Origin of the sequence: Microbulbifer sp. TB1203, assembly GCF_030997045.1 — a bacterium.
In the GTDB taxonomy this organism is placed as follows: domain Bacteria; phylum Pseudomonadota; class Gammaproteobacteria; order Pseudomonadales; family Cellvibrionaceae; genus Microbulbifer.
The window spans coordinates 1076229-1095480 of the sequence record NZ_CP116899.1; the positions used below are offsets into that span (position 1 = coordinate 1076229).

Below are 19252 nucleotides of genomic sequence, written 5' to 3' on the forward strand. Positions count from 1 at the left end.
GTCCGGTTTGATTTTAAGTGGCCGCGTGCGTCTGTTGGTTTAGCTAACTATCTCCATCGGCATCGGAGCGTGTTCCGCAAAAGCCGCTCCGATCATTCCCTGTGGGTCCAGCGCGCTGGTCAGCAGCAACCCGGCCTCGGGCGAACCCGGCAGCGCCAATTCCAGCTCTTCCAGCCACCAGTGCACACGCCGGGCAATAGCCGCACCGGAGTCCAGCCACAGGATATGGCGGGGCGCATAGCGGTCCAGTTCCTCCCGCAATAGGGGAAAGTGGGTACAGGCCAGCACGGCGATATCCACCTTGTCCCCGCCGGGGGCATCGAAGATACGGCTCAGCACCGGGGCCAGGTCTTCGGCGGTAACCGGCTCGCCGCGCAGCTTGGCTTCCGCCAGGCGCACCAGCTCCGGTGCGGGCACGTTGATCACTTGGGCGCCGTTGGCGAATTCCTCGATCAGGTCGTGGGTGTATTTGCGGTTGACCGTACCCTCGGTGGCGATCAGGGCGATGGTGCCACTGCTGCTTGCCGCCGCCGCGGGCTTGACCGCCGGCACCACGCCCACCACTGGTTGCGCGAGGACTTCGCGCAGTTGTGGCAGGGCCAGGGTGCTGGCGGTGTTGCAGCCCACCACCAGGATATCCGCCCGGCTCCGGGCCATCATGCGGCCCGCTGTCTCGACGATACGCGGGCGCAGCTGCTGCTCTGTCTTGTCGCCGTAGGGGAAGAAGCCGTTGTCGATGCCGAAGTGTAGGGTGAGGCCGGGCAGCAGGGCACGGATCTCCCGCGCGATACTAATTGCACCCACGCCGGAATCGAAGACCAGTACACTTGGGGGCCGGTCCGCCCCCTTGCTAGAATGCGCGCTCGCCAATGCTGTTACCCAAAGCTGATTTGGGCATAGCATAACAAACATCCACCCGACCAAGAGCACCCCATGGAAGTCTTCCCCCTGCGGATCGAACTGGACCTGGCAGTCGGTGCCGCCCTTGCGCTGCTCGGCCTGCTGGCCGCAGCGGTATGGCTGGGCCGCGCGGGCTTGGCGCGCCGACTGGAGCAGAGTCTCGGGTCGCAGGCGGTGTTGCAGGCGCGGCTCGACAACAGCCGCGAGCGCGAGGCCCAGCTCTCCGCCGAAGTGCAGGCACTGCGCACCGAGCTGGAGGATAAACTGCAGCGCCTGACCCGCAGCCAGGTGCTGGTGGAGAAGAGCGAGGCGGCGCTGGCGGAGCAGCGTCAGCTGCTGGAGCAGACCCGCAAGGCCATGGCCGAGCAGTTCGAGAACCTGGCCAATCGCATCTTCGAGGAGAAGCAGCAACAGTTCGTACGCCGCAGCGAGGACAGCCTGCGCAAGAGCCTGGACCCACTGGAGCGCCAGTTGGGGGATTTCCGCAAGCGGGTGGAGCACGTCTACGACCGCGAGAACGCCGAGCGCAACAGCCTGCTGGGGCAGATCAAGGCGCTGCGCGAGCAGACCCAGCGCATCAGCGAAGAGGCTCTCAACCTGACCTCGGCGCTCAAGGGCGACCGCAAGGTGCAGGGCAACTGGGGCGAGGTGGTGCTGGAGCGGCTGCTGGAGGAGTCCGGCCTGCAGAAAGGGCGCGAGTACGATACCCAGGTCAGCTTCATCGGGGATGGCCGCCGTCGCCAGCCGGACGTGATCGTGCACCTGCCGGAAAACAAGGACCTGATTATCGACGCCAAGGTCTCGCTGCTGGACTACGAGCGCTACTGTTCCGCGGAAACCGACGAGGAACGGGCCCAGGCGCTGAAGCAGCATGTGCAGTCCCTGCGCGCGCATATCGCCGGCCTGAACAAGAAGGCCTACGAGCAACTCGAGGGTGTGCGCACCCTGGATTTCGTCTTTATTTTCGTGCCCATCGAGGCCGCCTACATGCTGGCCATGCAAGCGGACCCGGGGCTGTTCCGCGATGCCTACGACAAGCATATCGTGCTGGTGAGCCCTACCAGCCTGATGGCTACCCTGCGCACGGTGGAGAATATCTGGCGCTACGAAAAGCAGAACAAGAACGCGGAGAAAATCGCCGAGGAGGCGGGCAGGCTGCACGATCAGTTTGCCATGGTGCTGGAGTCCCTCGATGAACTGGGCAGCCGCATCCGCCAGGCGGAGGACGCCTACCAGCAGACCTACAAGCGCCTGGCCACCGGCCGCGGCAATGCGGTTAAGCGTATCGACAGCCTGCGCAAACTGGGCGCCCGAACCCGCAAGCGGATAGATGCAAACCTGCGCGAGCAGGCGGAGACTTCCGACAGCAGGGCGCTACCCGAACCCCAGACCGAAACCGAAGGCGAATAAAACCCGATGGAGATATTCGCCTTTGCCCTGTCGGTCACCGGACCGATCTTTCTCACATTGATTATCGGTTACTGGCTGGTGCGCCTGGGCCTGCTGCGCGACGCGTTTGTCGACGACGCCTCGCGGCTGGTGTTTATGATCACCCTGCCGGTGTTGCTGTTTATCAATATTTTTACGGCGGACGCCGAGCTGGGGCAGGAGTTGCCGCTGTTGGCGGCAGGATTCCTGGGAACCGTCATCACGATTCCATTAGCCTGGGTAGTGGCCCGGCCGTTGGCGCGGGGGGACCGCAGCGCTTTTATTCAGGGCGCTTTCCGCGGCAACCTGGGAATTATCGGCTTGGCCTGGGCGGCCAACGCCTACGGCAGCAGCGGCCTGGCCCAGGCGGCGCTGCTGATGGCAGTGGTCACCATTCTGTACAACCTTGCGGCGGTTGTGCTGTTTGCGATGTACAGCCAGCAGGCAAGTTTCAGCTGGAAAAAGCTGGCGAAAGACATTGTGCAGAACCCGCTGATCGTGGCCATCGTACTGGCGCTGATCTGCAAGCAACTGGGCGTGAAACTGCCGGAGATTCTGTTGCAAACCGGTGATTACCTGGCCTCCATCACCCTGCCGCTGGCGCTGCTGTGTATCGGCGCCAGCCTGGATTTCAGCTTGCTGCGCCGCAGCTCGCTGGCTGCCTTTGGTGCGGTTGGATTCAAACTGTTGGTTGTGCCGGCGGTCCTGATCGCCTTCGGCTGGCTGTTTCAACTGCCGTCGCAGTCCATGGGCGTACTGCTGCTGCTCGCCGCTTCGCCCAGCGCCACCGTATCTTTTATCATGGCGCGGGCGATGGGGGGCAACAGCCAGTTGGCAGCCAATATCGTCGCCCTGAGCACACTGCTGTCTATCGTTACCGCCAGTCTGGGGCTGGCGCTGTTGGAGGTCTATCTATGAGCCCTTTTCCCACCTGGCTGCTGGTTGCGGCAGCGCTGATCGACTTTGTGCTGGCGGTGATCGCCGGTTATTACCTGCGCAAACTGCATATTGCGCAAAAGGCGCAGGCACAACAACTGGCGGAACTGGAACAGGCGGCACATGACCAGCGGCGGCGGGTCAACGACAGTATCCAGATACTCGCCCGCACACTGCTGGACGACGGGGTGGGGCTGACCGAGGCCTCGATCCGCATTCGCGTTTTGCTGGATGCGCTGCAGGTGGAGCAGAGTGTGCGCGACGAGTTTGTGGCTTTCTATACGGTGGCGGACAAGACCAGCCATATTCCAATTCTGCAGGAGTGGAAGAAGTTACCGCGCAAGAAGCAGTTCCAGTTTGAGCAGGAAATGGCGAAGCTCGAGGTGGAGTATCGGGATTTTGCGTTGGATGCGGCGCAACGGATTCTCGGCAGGTCATTTTAGGTCGTCACACCGGCGCACGCCGGTGTCCAGCCTTGTAGGATGGGCAAAGCGGAGCGTGCCCATCAGCCGAGTTAAAGACGGGCACGTCGCTGCGCTCCTTTGCCCATCCTACTTGCGGGTCAACAGCAGCCCTGACTCGGTATGGTCGGTATACGGAAACTGATCGAATATCGCGAAACGTTCCACCCGATGCGTCTTGCTCAGTTCCGCCAGGTTTTCCAGCTGTGTCTCAGGGTTGCAGGAGATATACAGAATCCGCGGGAAGCGAGCGACCATTGCACAGGTGTCCGTATCCAGCCCGGCGCGGGGCGGGTCCACCAGCACGGTGGAGAAGTCGTAGCTGCCCAGGTCGATATCCCTGAGCCGGCGGAAGGGGCGCACCTTGTCGATGGCCTGGGTGAATTCCTCGCTGGACAGGCGCACGATAGCCAGATTGTCCACCCCGTTCGCGCGGATATTTTCCTGCGCGGAATTGACCGAGACCTTGGAAATTTCTGTCGCCAGCACTTTATCGAAATGCTCGCTGAGCGGAATGGTGAAGTTGCCGTTACCGCAGTAGAGTTCCAGCAGGTCGCCGCGGCTTTCTTTGCAGACATCCTTGGCCCAGCCGATCATCGCGCGGCAGATTTCGCCATTGGGCTGGGTAAAACTGCCCTCTACCTGCTTGTACTGGTAGGTTTTGTCGCCGATTTGCAGCCGTTCGATGACGTAATCCCGCTCCAGAACCACCTTCTGTTTGCGCGAGCGGCCGAGGACCGGGAAGCCCAGTTTTTCCTGCAGGGCGCGGGCGGCGGACTCCCAGTCTTCGTCCAGTTTCTTGTGGTAGATCAGGGTAACCAGCGCATCGCCACCCAGGGTGGTGAGAAACTCGGCGCTGAACAGGCGTTTTCTGAGAACCTCGCTGGCGTTGACCGCCTCCAGCACCAGGGGCATCAGGCGATTGATCAGCTCGGAGCCGACGGTAAACTCCTCGATAATAAACGGCTTCTTGTATTCGCCCTGGCGAAACATGGCGTAATGGGCGCGGCCCTGTTCCTGCCAGACCTTGAACTCCGCGCGCAGCCGGTAGTGACTGGGGGGCGAGGGGAAAACTTCCGGTTCCCGGTCGGTGTAGTCCCCATAGGCCTCGCGCAGACGCTCCACCTTCTGTTGGAGCTGTCGGGTGTAGTCGTCTGTGTTTACACTGTGTATGGCCATAATTGAACTAACTATAGGGGAGGGGCCCGGCTTCGGAGGCTGGGTGGCATTGCTTCGGAAATTCAGGGCGCGGATTATATGGCAATTGGTGAAATACAAATACCGGTGCGCGGCCAGGGGCTGCACGAATTTACCGACCAGGTGAACGACTGGGTGAGGGAGCAGGGGGGCGGCGACGGCCTCTGTACCCTGTTTATCCAGCATACCTCCGCCAGCCTGCTGGTCCAGGAGAACGCCGATCCCAGCGCGCGGGAGGATCTGGAGAACTGGCTGAACCGGCTGGTGCCGGAAAATGATCCGCTCTACACCCACACCCTGGAGGGGCCGGACGATATGCCGGCGCATATCAAGGCGGCGTTGACGGCTACCAACCTTTCCATCCCGGTACAGGCGGGGCGGTTGATGTTGGGGACTTGGCAGGGGATTTATCTGTGGGAGCACCGGCATCACCGGGGCAGGCGGCGAGTGATTTTGCACTTCTAGTGCCCCCTCTCCCTAACCCTCTCCCCAAAGGGGGAGAGGGAACTGTGCCCCCCTCTCCCGCTTGCGGGAGAGGGGCCGGGGGAGAGTGCCGGCCAGGAAGAGGGGACTACAGACAGTTGGTGGGCTTGGGCAGGCCGGCGATCTTGCTGGCCACTTTGGCGGGGCTCGGCGGAAACAGCTGCATCAGGTAGATACTGCGTCCCTTGTCTGCTCCCAGGTGTTGACCGGCGTATTTGACCAGCGGGCGCATGGCCGGTGACAGTTCGAATTCCCGGTAGAATTCCTGCAGCAGGCGGATTACCTGCCAGTGCGCCTCGGTGAGTTCAATGCCTTCGGCCCGCGCCAACTGCTCCGCCACTGCCGGGCTCCAGTCGTTCAGATTACGCAGGAAGCCCTCCTTGTCCAGCGGAATTTCCCGGCCTTCCACCTGAATGCTTTTCATCACTTGAACCAGCTGACGATAGGGTTGTGTTCGGTGCACAGCGACACCCAGCGGGCATCGTCGATCGCCTGGATATTTTCCGGAACCGACAGGCCGCGTGCACGAGTGTCAGCCTCCAGGCAGTAGACCGGCGATACGGCAATTTTTTCCGCCGCGGGTCCACTCAGGGCGTAGACTCCGTCCTCGATCAGCAGCAGGGCATCGCCCTCGGCGAAACTGCCGATACACTCAATTAGTGCGGACGAGCTGTAGGGAGATTTGCTGACGATATGCAGGGTCATGTCAAAAACTCAGTACGCTGTCGTAGTCGGCGATAAAACTGCCGGTATCGGCAATCAATTTTAACCCGGCGCCGGGAATTTGCAGTTGCCCGGCATCGATACCCCGCTCCTGCAGGCTGCGCTCGCAGATATGAACAGTTTCCACTCCAAATATCGGCAACGCCTGCAGGTTGCGCCGCAGGTTCTTCTGTTCGATGGCCTCTGCTCGCTGGTCGTCCAGCAATTGGAAGACGCCGTCGCCGAGGAAGAGCAGGTCCGCTACCTGATCCATGGCTGCCGCGGCGAGTACCGCCTCCAGGCCCTCGCGGGCGAGAGCGTTGCCGTAGGGCGCCTGGCGGCAAAGGGCGAGCAGGCGTTTTGCCATTTCAGGCTCCAAAAGTTATCAGGCGATCGGATTTGGCCGCGGCGTCCGCCAGTTGGCCGAGACCGGACAGTTCGAAACCTTCGGCGAGATTGGCCGCGGGCTTTTCCAGCCGCAATGCCTCGCTTTCATTGAGTACGCCACGCCGCTGGGCGGCGGCGATGCAGACCACCAGATCCAGTCGGTGCTGTTCCTGCAACGACTGCCAGCCGGCGACCAGGTCGATCTCATCCTGCGGTGGTGCACTCAGCGAGCTGCCGTTGTGCACACCGTCGCAGTAGAAGAATACGCGGTGGATTTCGTGACCCTGTTGCAGTAGCGCGCGGGCGAAGCGCAAGGCGCTGGCGGCGGATTGCGACGCGTGTGGGGCGCCGTAGATTACCAGGGAAAATTTCATCGTGGCCGGATATTAAAATGCCCCGCAAAGCGGGGCATTGGTTTCTCTACAGGGGCCATGTTCGCGATCGGATATCAATCGCGGGCATGGCCCGCTCCTACAGAATGATTCCTTCGGCATCAATCGTCGGAGGCGAAGCCGAAGAGATGCAGCAGGGCGGTGAACAGGTTCAGGATATCCAGGTACAGGGCGGTGGTGGCCATCAGATAGTTGGTCTCGCCGCCGTTGATGATCCGACTGGTATCGTAGAGGATAAAGCCGGAGAACAGCAGCGCGATCACACCGCTCAGCACCACGCTGGCCAGCGGCATATACACGCCGAACATGCTGGCGATCATCATGCCCAGGGCGCAAACCAGCACCGCGATCAGGCCCACGAACAGGAAACCGCCCATAAAACTGAAATCCTTGCGGGTGGTCAGCACGTAGGCGGACAGCGCGAAGAAAATCAGTGCGGTGGTGCCCAGGGCCTGCATTACGATTTGCCCGCCACCGGCGAGACCCAGATAGTACTGCAGTATTGGCCCCAGGGAGGCGCCGAGCAGGCCGGTAAATGCGAACACCACGCCGACACCGGCGGCGGAGTTGGCGGTGCGCGGCAGGACAAACCACACCAGCACGATGGCGGCGATGGAACAGATCAGCCCCATGCCACGCCCCATACCGATAGCCATGGCGATGCCGGCGGTGAAGGCGCTGAACAATACGGTCATGGCCAGAAGGGCATAGGTATTGCGCAGTACCTTGGACGTCTCCGCGCGGTCCAATGCCTGGGATTGTGTGTAAACTTGCGGCTGCATTAGCAACTCCTGCTATTGATCCAATGATGTTAGGGAATCATATAGGCGGCCAGTTGGACCTTCAAGGGGAACCGGAATTCGTTTCTTGGAACTGGGGGCCGCGGAGCCTTAGATACTCTGTTTCCAATCAAGTTCTGGCCATACCGGCGGCCCCTGGTATCCACTCCGACCTGGGTTCCGGTGCCGGATCGGTCCGGCATGACGTTCCTGCGCCGCAACGACGATAATGCGCCGTAGGGGCGAACCACTCAATCCTCCCCACCCAGCACCAGATCCGCAATCAGCGGCAGATGGTCGGAGGCCTGCCGGGTGAGTTCGGTCCGCGGCACCAGTATCCGGCTTACTTCAAGGCCCGGCTCCACAAAGATATGGTCAATGCGCACCTTGGGCATGCGGCTGAAGAAGGTGCCCAGGGGGATGTGCTCGGGCGCCTTGATCTGGGCGTCGTGTAACCGACTCCCCAACCGCTTGCACTCGATGGAATTGGGCAGGGCGTTGAAATCCCCGAGCAGGAGCCTGGGCCCCCGGCAGTTCGGATGCGCCAGCCATTCGGGACCGAGCAGGGCCTCCACCTGGCGCAGGCGCTCGGCCTTGGACAGGCCCAGGTGGGTGTTGAGTATCTGCACATGCTTGCCGTTGTATTCCACTTCCACCCACACTGCGCCCCGCGGCTCCTGTGCGGCAGGGTTGAAGCGGGCGGGGCTGAAGCGGGAGCCTTTGTCGCCAGGGGGGCCGGGCAGTATGTCTTTCTTGACCAGGCGCATCGGCAGGCGGGAGAGAATGGCGTCGCCGTAGCGCTCCTCCTCCATATGAATCGCCGGATGGAAATGATAATCCATGGCCAGCAGCCGGGCGATTCGCTCCGCCTGGTCCAGGCCGCCGCTTCTCTGCCGTTTCACGTCCAGTTCCTGCAGCGCTACCACGTCCGGGTGATAACGGGCGATGATCCGCGCGATACGTTGGGGGGACAGCTTGCCGTCCACGCCACGGCAGCTGTGCACATTGTAGGTCATTACCCTCAGGGTTTTGACCGGGGCGGCGCGCGGTGCCGCCGGCGCCGGCCTGGCACCGCGCAGAAAGAGTCTGGCGGCGGAGCGCAGTTCCTCCGGCCGCCAGTAGCCGCGCTCCGGGTCCGGTGGTGGGATATCCGCGGGCATCAGCGCGAAGGCGTGGGTCTCGTTGGGGCCTATGCCGCCGTGGCTGCCGTTCTCCATGGCGAAGGTCATGGGTTCGCGACCCGCACACCAGCCGAACATCATAAATTCCCCGGCGTCCGCGTGGCGGCACAGTTGGGCCACATCCTCGATGGTCTCCTTCGGGAAGGGGTGGCCGCTGCCCAGTAGCTGCGGGCCGTCCTCCGGCAGGCGTACCGGACCCTTATACCACCAACCGTGGACCGGTGAGGCGGGATCTAAGGGATCCGTGCGGTAGAGCACCAGCGGTACTCCCGCCTTCTCCACGATCAGCCGCGCCACCTGTTCCCGCGGGGTACTGTCGAGTTCCAGGTTGTAGAGCATGGCCACCGGGCCGAGGGCGGCCAGGGCGAGGCGCGGTTCGTCGCCCCGATATTGCGGGCTGTCCTCCGGGATCATTTTCTGTATCCACTCGCTGCCGAACAGCCGTGCACGCTCCAGCTGCATGCCGCGCCGGCCATTGCTGTGGTAGCCGCGGGGCTCCGTGGGCAGATCCGCCAGCGCTTCGGTGAGGGCATCTCCCAGGGAGCGGCCGTGCCGCTCCTCATAGGGCTGCGCCTGCTCCTGGCCGTGGTCGGAGAAGATCCACACGTCGTAGTGGCGCCGGTCGGAGCGGTGCGCTGCGCGCCAGATACGCGCGATGGCGTCGTCGATGCCCTTGAGGGTCCAGTGGGCGAAGCCCGAGTGGGGGCCGCGGCGGTGGGACTGCTCGTCGTATCCCAGCAGATTCACGTAGATCACCGGCAGGCCGCGGGCGATATCGATCTTGACCCCGATGGTACACAGTTCCCGCATCAGGATGGTGACCGCGACGCGCGTGGGCACGAACATCAGTTCCCGCATCAGGTCCTGGCCCTGGATAACGCCGCGCACACAATCCACCAGCGCCAGTGCCCCCTCCACGACCACCAGCGCGCCGGTGCGCACCAGGCTCCAGGCATTGGTGATCAGCATCAGCAGCATTTTCAGCGGGCCCGCTTCGCGCAGCGCCGGGCCCCAGCCGCGGTCCGCCGGGCAGAAATGGGCCTCGCCGTGTTCAGCGCCTGCGCGAAACAGGCTGAGGTAACAGCTGCCGCCTCTCAGCAGTGGGTTGCGGTACCGGGCGGTAATTTTCTCCTCCACCCGCGCGGCCACTTCCGGATCGTACATGCGCACCAGTTGCTGGGAGTCGCGCATCATGAAACTGAAGGCGGGAACTGCCTGGCGCACGCCGTAAAACAGCTCCGCCTGTACCGCCGGGGTGGTGGTGGGTATGCCGGGATAGAGGTGTTCCAGGTGGTAGTGTTCCCTGGCTATCAGCCGTTTCAGAAACGGCATCCGGCCTTTGGCCAGTGCTTTTTCCAGTTGCGGATGGGCCAGGCCGTCGATCTGGATCAGGATCAGCCCAGGGGCGCTGGATGGGGATTTGCTGGTGGGCAGGCCCAGCAGCCGGGCCATCCATTCGCTGCGGCTGAAACGGCGGCGCCAGCGACGCAGTGTGGTCTCTATGCGCCCGATCATTGCCGCTCGGATGGTGTTTGGGTGTGGGTGAAGGCGGCGCCGGCGGCGCCGGTGACGCCTTCGATGATTTCCCATTGGGCGCCGATCAGGTTGCGCAGGCGCATCCACTGGGCGTACAGGGAGTCGTCCAGTGACCAGGGGTGTTCGAGCAGCGGCCGGTACAGCTGCAGGGCGCGCTCCGCGCAGCTTTCCATGGAAAAGTCCTCCGCGGTGCGCAGTGCCTGCTCGTGCAGCTTGCGGCGCTCCGATAGGGGCAAGTCCCGCAGCCACTGCAGGGCGTCGACAAAGTCGCCGCTGTGCTGCCGCGGCAGCAGGCGGCCGTTTTCCCCGTCGCGCACCACTTCACGGGTGCCATTGGCATCCAGCGCGATCACCGGCACACCGGCGGCCATGGCCTCGGTGAGCACCATGCCCTGGGTCTCACTGGTGGAAGCGAATACAAAGGCGTCCATGGCGGCATAGGCATCCCGCTGCGCCTCTCCCTGCAGAGTCCCGGGCATGTGCAGGCGGTCGGCCAGTCCGCGGGCGGCGAACTGCCCGGTGAGCTGCTCGGTGGTGGGGCCGGAGCCGACGATTAAAAAGTGCGCGATGGTATTCTCCTGCATAAATTCCGCCACTGCACCGGCGAGGAATTCCAGGTTTTTTTCCGGTGCCAGGCGCCCCAGGTGGCCGAGCAGCAGGGCCGATTCCGGTATGCCGAACCGGGCCCGAGCCCGGGCACCGTCACCGCCGCGAAAGTTCTCCAACTGCACGCCGGTGGGCACTTCTGCAATGGAGGTTTTCACTCCGCGCTCGTGCAGCAGTTTGGCAATGCTCAGGCTGGGTGCGAATACCAGGCTGGCGAGATTGGCGTAGCGGGTGGCCAGCTCGATGACGAAGCGCTTCAGTGCCTGGGAGTCCGCCGGAACGTAGTGGGTATAGCGCTCGTAAAGCGTGTGGTGGGTGAAAACCAGCGGCAGTTGCCGCGAGCGGGCGATGCGCAATGCGGTCATGCCCAACAGAAACGGGTGGTGGGAGTGGACGATATCCGGGCGGAATTCGTTGAGCTTTTCGCTCAGGTGTCCGGAAAAGGGCAGGGCTACGGAGAAGTCACTGCCATTGAAGTTCTGGATCGCAGAAATCCGCACCACATCCTTCTCGTCCCCGTCTGTCTCGCTGTCGGTCTGAGGAAACTCCGGTGCGACGATCAGGACCTCGTGGCCGCGCTTGCGATATTCCTCGCTGAACGCCGCCACCGATCGGGCCACGCCGCCTACATGGGGAAGGTAGGTGTTGGTGAGCATCACGATATTCATTGTCGTGACAGCTCCACAGTACTGGCGCCGGGCGCGGCAGTCACCGGGACGTGACCGAGCGCGCGGACTTCAATCGGGGGAGCGGCCCGGTGCCATTTTGCGCTCCAGGTTACCCTTGGAATGCTCCCGGGGGTTATTTCCAGTGACAGGGTGCCGAATCGGGTCGGGGCGGGGCCAAAGCGAATGGAGCTGGCAGACGGCTCCGCCAGCCACTCCTCGGGCAGGCCGGAGGCGAGGATCAGGGTTTCCCCTTCTTCGCGTACAAAACAATTGCGTTGCATGGCTACCCATTCCGCCGCTGCCCAGGCGTGCTGACCATCGCCCATACAACCACCCAGGGAGTGCGGGTGAATGGCCTCCGGCCATTGCCCGGTGGGCGATGCCAGCCTGGCCACATTGCGCATTAATTCCACGCAGCGGGCATCGCCGGCGCGCAGCAGCACCTGGGCTATATGTAGGGTGAGGTAGGCGTTGATGCCGGAATGGATCATATCCTGGAAGAAGCCGCCACTGACAAAGCATTTGTCCATCAAAAATTCCGTAAGATCCGTCAACCGGGGATCATCGGGTGGATACAGCTGCAACGGGTAGCCGGCGGCGATGGAACCGATGGCCCCCGCGTCCAGGCGCCGGTTTGGGGAGGCGGGCATGGCGGGCCTGCCCAGGCGTTCGGCGGCATCGGCGAGGCTTTCATCGATGGTCCGCTGGAGGTCTTCCGCCTGGGCAGCAAAGGTTTTGCCGTCATTCTCCAGTCCTTCCCGCCGGCAGATCGCCGCTGCGGCGTTCAGGCCAGCGACTCCCCAGAAGTCGTCCCAGTAGTAACAGTCATTGGGCCCCAGATGTTCCGCGCTGAAGCCCGCCGGCAGCAGGCCGCCGCAACGGCTGCCGTCGCTGGGCAGCCGCTTGGCATCTATCCAGCGCGCGCCGCGCAATACCGCCTCGCGCCAATCGGACTTCAGGGGGCGGTTGGTGAACTGGCAGAAGAGGTCGAAGATCCACAATGCCTCGCCATTGGAATCCCATTCACCGTCCTGGGAGTGGAAGAATCCGTCGCGTTTCTGCCGGTGTGGGAACTGGTCCAGTGCCCGTTCGGCCCGTTCGACCAGGCCGGCGTGTAGCAGGGTTTGGATCATGAATGCGGCGTCGCGAAACCAGAATCTCTTGTAGGTGTAGGGCCCCGGATATACGTCTTGCGGGGAGTGCAGCACCAGGGTACGGATAGCGGCATCGTAGAGAAACTGCAGTTGTTCATCCGGCACCGATATGGCGCAGTGGTTTTGCAGGTTATCCTGCCAGCTTGCCGGCAATTTGCTTTTGCGTCGGCCGCTGTGCAGCGGGATCTTTACCCCGGTGTGCAAAGGCTTGCCGGCCTCGATACGAAACAGCGCTGCGGCGGTGGCCATGCCGACCTCGCATTCGCCGTGGACCTGGCCGGCTTGTTCCGCCAGGCGCAGGAAAATATCGCCGTGGCGGTAATCGGAGGCGAGGTGGCGGTCCACCGGTCGGTCGAATTCCACTGCGGTTTTTTCCTCGATCAACCAATGGCGCCGGTCGTCGTCGAGGCGCACTTTGTGCACGAAACTCACTCCCTCCGGGTTGCAGGGGCGCAGGGTAACCACCAGCCAGCCGCCGCCGGTACTCCGTGCCTGCAGTTCCAACAGGCAGTGGCTGTCATCGCTGTCCAGTTCCACTTTGGCGCGGTTGTGCAGATAGAGTTCACCTAGGCTACTTTCGGTAACCACGGAGGTATTTTCGTCCATTTCCAGACGTTGACCGCAACTCTTCAGTTGCGATGGAATTAATTGTTCACCCTCATCGCCGATCACCCAGGTGTCGATGGACCAGCCATCGTAATGCGGAGTGAGCAGGCCGCGGGGGTCCACGATCGGCATTTCCTCGCAGTCGGGAATTCCCACCGCAGTCCAGTTGCGGTGACTCAGGTTGCAATGGGTGATTGAGAAGGCCCGCGGGATAAAGGACTCGTCGCGGGGATTGAACTGGCGTTCGATCCAGTAGGGCCAGACCCAGTCCAGGTTATGTTGGATCACTTTGCTGTTGATCAATGCGCGGGCGTGAAAAACCATTCCCGCACGCAACAGTTCGATGGGCTCGCTTACCTCCGAAGGCTCGGCAAAGCGCTGCATCCTCGCCATCACTGACATGGGATCGAGGAAGCCGTGGGCTGTTGCAAATCTGCGCACGAAGAAGCGCCAGGGCAACCATTTCATCCAGGGCATCAGAGATCCTCTCGGTCAATTTTCCTCGCCAGCGCTCGGCGGGCCATGCGGGTCAACCCGATCACCGCGATCACCGCCAGCACGAACCCCATGAGGTAGAAAAACCACTGCAGTGGTGTGCGTTCAGTGGGTGCGCTTCCTATGGTGGCGAGGTCCGAGGCGATGGAACCCAGGTAGACATTGTTCAGGCTGTAAGGAATGATGCCGATCAAGTTGCCGAGTGCGAAATCCCGCAGGCGCAACGGCGTCAGGCCAAAAAAATAATTGGAGAGCTTGAACGGAAAGAGAGGCACCAGCCGGGTCAGCATCACCATGCGCCAGCCCTCGTCCCTGATTATCTCGCCGAGGTCGGGAGGTTTGATATGTGACATCAGCCAGCGCGACGGCCGCGGGCCGAACAGGTAGCGGGCGATCAGGAAAGCCAGGGTCGAACCCAATGCCGTACCTGCGACAACCAGCAGGGTACCCTTCACCACGCCGAATACAAAGCCGGCGCCCATGGTGAAAATGACCCCGGGCAGAAGCACCACAATCGCTGCGGCCATGATCAGGATAAACAACAGGCTCGCCTGCCAGCCGCGGCTCTCCAGCCACTGTAGTACGGCTACAATTCGCTCGTCCAGATCGAAGTAGAAAAGCAGGGCCAACACGACGGCTACGACCAGGATACTGATCAGGATGATCCACACGAGGGAATGCTTTGCCGTCATGTTCCCGCCCGAAAATAGCTCGAAGACCGCAACTTTTAGCGCTTGCCAACTTATAGACTAGTCAAATGAAGCGGGTTCTGGGCGGGGCCTCCAAGTTTACCGAAGAGGTATAACCGTCTTGCAAAATGGCGCTGAGCGGCTATAGGGAAGTGTGGCATGGAAAAAGGTTGCGATCAGCACTGGTGTGGAATCGGAGGTGTTGCCGGTCAGCCAAGTACCAAGGGAGTGAATGGTGATACATTTTGATCCCCGCGTTCTTGCTCCGGCAGCTGTGGCGATATTGTTCAGCGGAGCGGTGCAGAGCGCGGAAGAAGAGGACGCCTCTGATACCTCCGGCAGATACGGCAGCGTCAGTGGCAGCCTGTTGCTGTCCAGCAACTACATGTTCCGGGGGATATCCAACTCCAACAACCGCCCTCAGGTCCGCGGTGACCTGAACTGGTCCCATGACGTCGGCTTATACGCGGGCATTTGGGCCTCCAATACGAATTTCGGCGGCCCTGGCAACAGTATGGAACTGGACCCTTATATCGGTTTTGCCGGCGATGTGGGGGAGACGCCTTTCAGCTACGATATCGGCTTCTGGTCCTACAACTACCCGGGCTCTGAATCCGACCTCGACTACCAGGAGTCTTACCTGGTGCTCACCTACAAGGTGGACAAATTCTCCGCCAAACCGAGCTTCTGGTACTCCGATAACTATTTTGGCAAGGATTTTCTCAACGGCGTTTCCTCCTTTGCCTACGACCTGACCTTGAGCTACGAATTCCCTCTGAATATCACGCTTTCCGGGGTGGTGGGGCGGCAGACTTTCGGCTCCAGCGCCGACGAACTCGATTACACCTATTACAGCCTGGCCCTGTCCAGGACGTGTGGCGATTTTTCCTTTGAATTGAGTTGGCACGATACCAACGGAATCGATCCGTTTTTGGCGGACCCGGAGCTCGCGGATGGGAAAGTGGTGGTTGGGTTGACGCGGAATTTTTGATGGATATTGACAGGGCAGGGATTGACTCGGGCAATGGCTCCCCACGTCCGTGTGGTTCGGCCTGCGGCCTGCGGAAGCTGCCCAAATTTGCTCCTGGCAAATTTGTCCATTCGGGCAGGGATTGACTCGGGCCATCCATGGCCCTCGCCCTTCGGGCGCCTTCGGCGTCCAAATCGGCTTTCCTGCCGATTTGTCGAACCCGCCAGGCTTCTCACCCTGCCCCACCGCCATATAAAAAAACCCGGCATAAAGCCGGGCTTTTTTATATGGCGGTGGGGCAGGGATTCGAACCCTGGGACCTGTTACAGTCAACGGTTTTCAAGACCGCCGCTTTCGACCACTCAGCCACCCCACCGAATTGTCCGGCGCATTATACCGGCCCGTTTGGCCGGTACAAGGGTGCGGACGATTTTTTTAGTAAGTTCAATGGGTTAGCTGTTTATTGATCAGCGCCATCCCTGGCGCTGACCCTTCGGGCTGTGCCTGCGGCACAGTCCAGATCGGCAATCCCTACCGATTTGTGATCAGCGCCATCCCTGGTGCTGCCCCTTTGGGCTGTGTCTACGGCACAGTCCAAATCGGCAATCCCTGCCGTTTTGTGATCAGCCAACCCTCATTCGCCTCAGCTGGCCTCCGCCGACTCGTCACTACCGCTGTCGTTTGCCTGGGTCTCCTGGCGGGCCACCCGGGGGTCGTTGGCCGGGCGGGGCAGGGGGCGCGGGTTGTGTTCGATGGCCGCGGGTCGGGAAGTATCCAGCGGTTGTAAGAGTCCCAGGTCGCGGTGCTCGGTGATGATCGCCAGTTGCTGCAGCGGCTGGGGATTTTCCCGCGGATCGTTGCTGGCGCGACCGCGCGGCGTTTCCTCCACAGCTTCTGCTTGCGGGGCAGCCGGGGTTACCCCCGCCGCGGCCGGCAGTTCCTCTTCGGTCGGGGTTTCCCTCCCGGTAGGCGCAGTGATTGTCTCCGCGGCGGTAGCCGCGGGGGTCTCTGTGTCTGCTACCTGTGGCTCGACGGCCGGGGCCTCTTCTGCAGTTTCCGCAGCAGCGACCATCTGCGGGCGCGGCTCGGGCTGTTTCTCCGGAGCAGCGGTCGCCGCAGTTTCCGCTTGTGGCGCTTCAACCGGGGCTGGCTGCTCTTCGACTGCCGGTGCGGTGCTTTCTGCGGCGGTTTCCCGGGCAGGTTCCCTTTCGGCCGGAGTCTCGGCTTTTACATCTTCGCGTTTCTCTACCTTTTCGCGTTTCTCCGCAGCCGGACCGGCGGCCTGGGCGGGAGCCTCTCTGCTTTCAGCGGCTTTGCTCGCGGATTTTTTCCCTTCACTCTCTGCTTCGTCGATAGCCTCGCTCACCTCCTGCTCCAGTTCTTCCTGGTCCTGGGCGACGGCCGCGGCCGCAGCGTTGTCGCCGCGTCGGCCGCGACGGCGGGCCTGGGGCCGTCCGCGAACATTGCTGGGGCGGCGCGCCGGGCGCTCCTCGGTTTCCTTGGTTTCCTCCGCTGGAGCCTGGGTAGTTGCTTCTGCCTCTACTGCGGGCTGGGCTTCGCGGCGGCGCTTGTCTTCACCGCCGCCCCCACGGCGACGGCGGCGGCGCTGGCCCTCACCGCGGGGGCGCTCGGCCGTGGTCTCGCGGCTTTCCACGCGGCTTTCCACGCGGCCTTCCTCGCGCTTGTCCTCACGTTTGCCCTTGCGGCTATCGTCGCGTTTGGCTTCGCGGCGATCCTCGCGTTTTTCCTCGCGGGGCTCTTCCCGGCGGCGGCCACCCCGACCGCGGTTGCCGCGCTGGCTGCGACCGCGCGGCTGCTGCTTCTCGTAGCTCTTACCGCGACCTTTGGCTTTCTTGTGTTTTTTGGTCTTGTCCTCATCGCCGCTGAACAGCTCGGAAACAGCACTGATCAACCGGCTGAACAGCCCGGGAGCCGGTTTGGCCACCGGCGTGGGGGCGGGGGCGGTGTGCGCGATCTGCTGCACCGCGGGTTGGGCCGGGACGCGGACCGGTTCTTCTTCCTTGCCGCTGGTGTCTTCGATGGTGCCGGAGATCTTGTAGGAGGTCTCCACGGTGCCGGTTTCGTCGTCGCGGAGGCGCTGTACTTCGAAGTGCGGGGTTTCCATATCCGCATTGGGCACGATCACCACGCGGGTTTTGTTGCGAGACTCGATCTGGGAGATGGCCTTGCGCTTCTCATTGAGCAGGTAGGTGGCCACGTTCACCGGAGTGATGGCGCGGATTTCCGCACTGCGCTCTTTCTTGGCTTCCTCTTCCACCAGGCGCAGGATGGACAGCGCGAGGGATTTGGTGCCGCGGATGGTGCCCTGGCCGCTGCAGCGGGGGCAGACCCGGAAAGTGGTCTCACCCAGGGACGGGCGCAGGCGCTGGCGGGACATCTCCAGCAGGCCGAAGCGGGAGATGCGGCCGATCTGCACCCGCGCGCGGTCCATGCTGAGTGCTTTCTCCATGCGCTTTTCCACTTCGCGCTGGTTGGATTTGCTCTGCATGTCGATAAAGTCGATCACCACCAGGCCGCCCATATCCCGCAGGCGCAGCTGGCGGGCGATCTCGTCCGCGGCTTCCAGGTTGATGTTGCGCGCCGTTTCCTCGATGTCGCCGCCCTTGGTGGCGCGGGAGGAGTTGATGTCGATGGAGACCAGGGCCTCGGTGACATCGATCACGATGGAGCCGCCGGAAGGCAGTTTTACTTCGCGCTCGAAGGCGGTCTCGATCTGGCCTTCGATCTGGTAGCGGTTGAACAAAGGAATGGCGTCCTCGTAATACTTCACCTTGCTGACGTAGGCGGGCATCACCTGGCGGGCGAATTCCGCTGCCAGTTGGTAGGCACCTTTTTCATCCACAATCACTTCGCCGATATCGTCGCGCATATAGTCGCGAATCGCGCGGATGATCACGTTGCTCTCGCGGAACAGGAAGTGGGGCGCCTTTGAGCTGTTCGCTTCCTTCTCGATGGCGTCCCAGAGTTGCAGCAGGTAGTTGAGGTCCCACTGCAGCTCCTCACCGCTGCGGCCAACGCCGGCGGTGCGCACGATGATGCCCATGCCGGAGGGGACGTCCACGCTGGAGAGGGCATCGCGCAGTTCGGAGCGTTCGTCGCCCTCGATGCGGCGGGAGATACCACCGGCACGGGGGTTGTTTGGCATCAGTACCAGGTAGCGGCCGGCGAGGCTGATAAAGGTGGTCAGCGCCGCGCCTTTGTTGCCGCGCTCTTCCTTGTCTATCTGCACGATAACTTCCATGCCCTCCTTGACCACATCCTTGATCTTGATGCGACCGTCTATGTCTTTGGGCTGTTTGGTGAAGTACTCGCGGGAGATTTCTTTCAGCGGCAGGAAGCCGTGGCGCTCTTCGCCGTAGTCGACAAACGCGGCTTCGAGGGAGGGTTCCACACGGGTAATTTTACCCTTGTAGATGTTGGCCTTTTTCTGTTCGCGGGTGCGGTTTTCGATGTCCAGGTCGTAGAGCCACTGGCCATCGACCAGGGCGACGCGAATCTCTTCCGGCTGAGTCGCGTTGATTAGCATTCTCTTCATGCGTGTCTTGTATCCTTGCGTTGCGCAAAGGGGACACTGAAGTTCGCAGGCTTTGTACGGTCGCCGCGCGGCGTCGAAGCCACGGGGCGGGCAGGAGCGACCGGGGCGGCGTCGCCAAGACTGGCG

The 19252-nt window shown here is 62.3% G+C and carries 17 protein-coding genes and 1 tRNA gene; 5 read left to right on the forward strand and 13 right to left on the reverse strand.

The window, feature by feature from the left end; all coding sequences use genetic code 11:
- Positions 1–39: 39 nt before the first annotated feature.
- Complete coding sequence (murI, locus tag PP263_RS04630) at positions 40–912, reverse strand: glutamate racemase (protein WP_308367199.1); 873 nt, start codon at positions 910–912, stop codon at positions 40–42.
- A 21-nt stretch (positions 913–933) separates the two neighbouring features.
- Here murI and rmuC point away from each other — a divergent pair, with 21 nt between their 5' ends.
- The 3 genes from rmuC to PP263_RS04645 are packed head-to-tail and all read left to right on the forward strand — an operon-like array spanning position 934 to position 3707.
- Positions 934–2310 carry a DNA recombination protein RmuC gene (gene rmuC / locus PP263_RS04635; protein ID WP_308367200.1) on the forward strand — a complete coding sequence of 459 codons (1377 nt, stop codon included), beginning with the start codon at positions 934–936 and terminating at the stop codon, positions 2308–2310.
- Positions 2311–2316: 6 nt separating this feature from the next.
- Positions 2317–3246: an AEC family transporter gene (locus tag PP263_RS04640; RefSeq protein WP_308367201.1), complete on the forward strand. Its 930-nt coding sequence runs from the start codon at positions 2317–2319 to the stop codon at positions 3244–3246.
- Complete coding sequence (locus tag PP263_RS04645; protein WP_308367202.1) at positions 3243–3707, forward strand: DUF2489 domain-containing protein; 465 nt, start codon at positions 3243–3245, stop codon at positions 3705–3707. The genes PP263_RS04640 and PP263_RS04645 overlap by 4 nt, the downstream gene beginning before the upstream one ends.
- A gap of 108 nt (positions 3708–3815) precedes the next feature.
- On the opposite strand, the gene trmA is transcribed toward PP263_RS04645, so the two are convergent.
- Positions 3816–4904 (reverse strand): tRNA (uridine(54)-C5)-methyltransferase TrmA, encoded by a 1089-nt coding sequence (gene trmA / locus PP263_RS04650; RefSeq protein WP_308367203.1) that lies wholly within the window; start codon positions 4902–4904, stop codon positions 3816–3818.
- A gap of 78 nt (positions 4905–4982) precedes the next feature.
- Between trmA and PP263_RS04655 the strand changes: the two genes are divergently transcribed.
- Complete coding sequence (locus PP263_RS04655) at positions 4983–5387, forward strand: secondary thiamine-phosphate synthase enzyme YjbQ (RefSeq protein ID WP_308367204.1); 405 nt, start codon at positions 4983–4985, stop codon at positions 5385–5387.
- 106 nt (positions 5388–5493) lie between these two features.
- Here the strand turns inward: PP263_RS04655 and PP263_RS04660 are convergent, their stop codons facing one another.
- The 9 genes from PP263_RS04660 to PP263_RS04700 all read right to left on the reverse strand — a co-directional run bounded on the left by PP263_RS04660 (position 5494) and on the right by PP263_RS04700 (position 14603).
- Positions 5494–5829 (reverse strand): TusE/DsrC/DsvC family sulfur relay protein, encoded by a 336-nt coding sequence (locus tag PP263_RS04660; protein ID WP_308367205.1) that lies wholly within the window; start codon positions 5827–5829, stop codon positions 5494–5496.
- A complete protein-coding gene (gene tusB, locus PP263_RS04665) occupies positions 5829–6110 on the reverse strand; it encodes a sulfurtransferase complex subunit TusB (protein ID WP_308367206.1) in 282 nt (93 codons plus the stop codon). The genes PP263_RS04660 and tusB overlap by 1 nt, the downstream gene beginning before the upstream one ends.
- A 1-nt stretch (position 6111) precedes the next feature.
- Positions 6112–6474 (reverse strand): sulfurtransferase complex subunit TusC, encoded by a 363-nt coding sequence (tusC, locus tag PP263_RS04670; RefSeq protein ID WP_308367207.1) that lies wholly within the window; start codon positions 6472–6474, stop codon positions 6112–6114.
- Position 6475: 1 nt separating this feature from the next.
- Positions 6476–6868 (reverse strand): sulfurtransferase complex subunit TusD, encoded by a 393-nt coding sequence (gene tusD / locus PP263_RS04675; RefSeq protein WP_308367208.1) that lies wholly within the window; start codon positions 6866–6868, stop codon positions 6476–6478.
- A gap of 119 nt (positions 6869–6987) precedes the next feature.
- Positions 6988–7668, reverse strand: coding sequence for a Bax inhibitor-1/YccA family protein (locus PP263_RS04680; protein ID WP_308367209.1), 681 nt, complete (start codon positions 7666–7668; stop codon positions 6988–6990).
- A gap of 248 nt (positions 7669–7916) precedes the next feature.
- Complete coding sequence (locus tag PP263_RS04685) at positions 7917–10361, reverse strand: endonuclease/exonuclease/phosphatase family protein (RefSeq protein ID WP_308367210.1); 2445 nt, start codon at positions 10359–10361, stop codon at positions 7917–7919.
- Positions 10358–11656, reverse strand: coding sequence for a glycosyltransferase (locus tag PP263_RS04690; RefSeq protein ID WP_308367211.1), 1299 nt, complete (start codon positions 11654–11656; stop codon positions 10358–10360). Before PP263_RS04690 ends, PP263_RS04685 begins: the two co-directional genes overlap by 4 nt.
- Entirely contained in the window at positions 11653–13893 is a 2241-nt protein-coding gene (locus tag PP263_RS04695) for a hypothetical protein (protein ID WP_308367212.1), read from the reverse strand. The genes PP263_RS04690 and PP263_RS04695 overlap by 4 nt, the downstream gene beginning before the upstream one ends.
- Entirely contained in the window at positions 13893–14603 is a 711-nt protein-coding gene (locus PP263_RS04700) for a TVP38/TMEM64 family protein (RefSeq protein ID WP_308367213.1), read from the reverse strand. The genes PP263_RS04695 and PP263_RS04700 overlap by 1 nt, the downstream gene beginning before the upstream one ends.
- A 229-nt stretch (positions 14604–14832) precedes the next feature.
- Between PP263_RS04700 and PP263_RS04705 the strand changes: the two genes are divergently transcribed.
- Positions 14833–15591, forward strand: a complete 759-nt coding sequence (locus PP263_RS04705) for a TorF family putative porin (RefSeq protein WP_308367214.1) — start codon at positions 14833–14835, stop codon at positions 15589–15591.
- 267 nt (positions 15592–15858) lie between these two features.
- Here the strand turns inward: PP263_RS04705 and PP263_RS04710 are convergent.
- Positions 15859–15946: transfer RNA gene (locus PP263_RS04710), tRNA-Ser, on the reverse strand.
- Positions 15947–16213: 267 nt separating this feature from the next.
- Complete coding sequence (gene rne, locus PP263_RS04715) at positions 16214–19126, reverse strand: ribonuclease E (RefSeq protein WP_308367215.1); 2913 nt, start codon at positions 19124–19126, stop codon at positions 16214–16216.
- Positions 19127–19252: the final 126 nt, after the last annotated feature.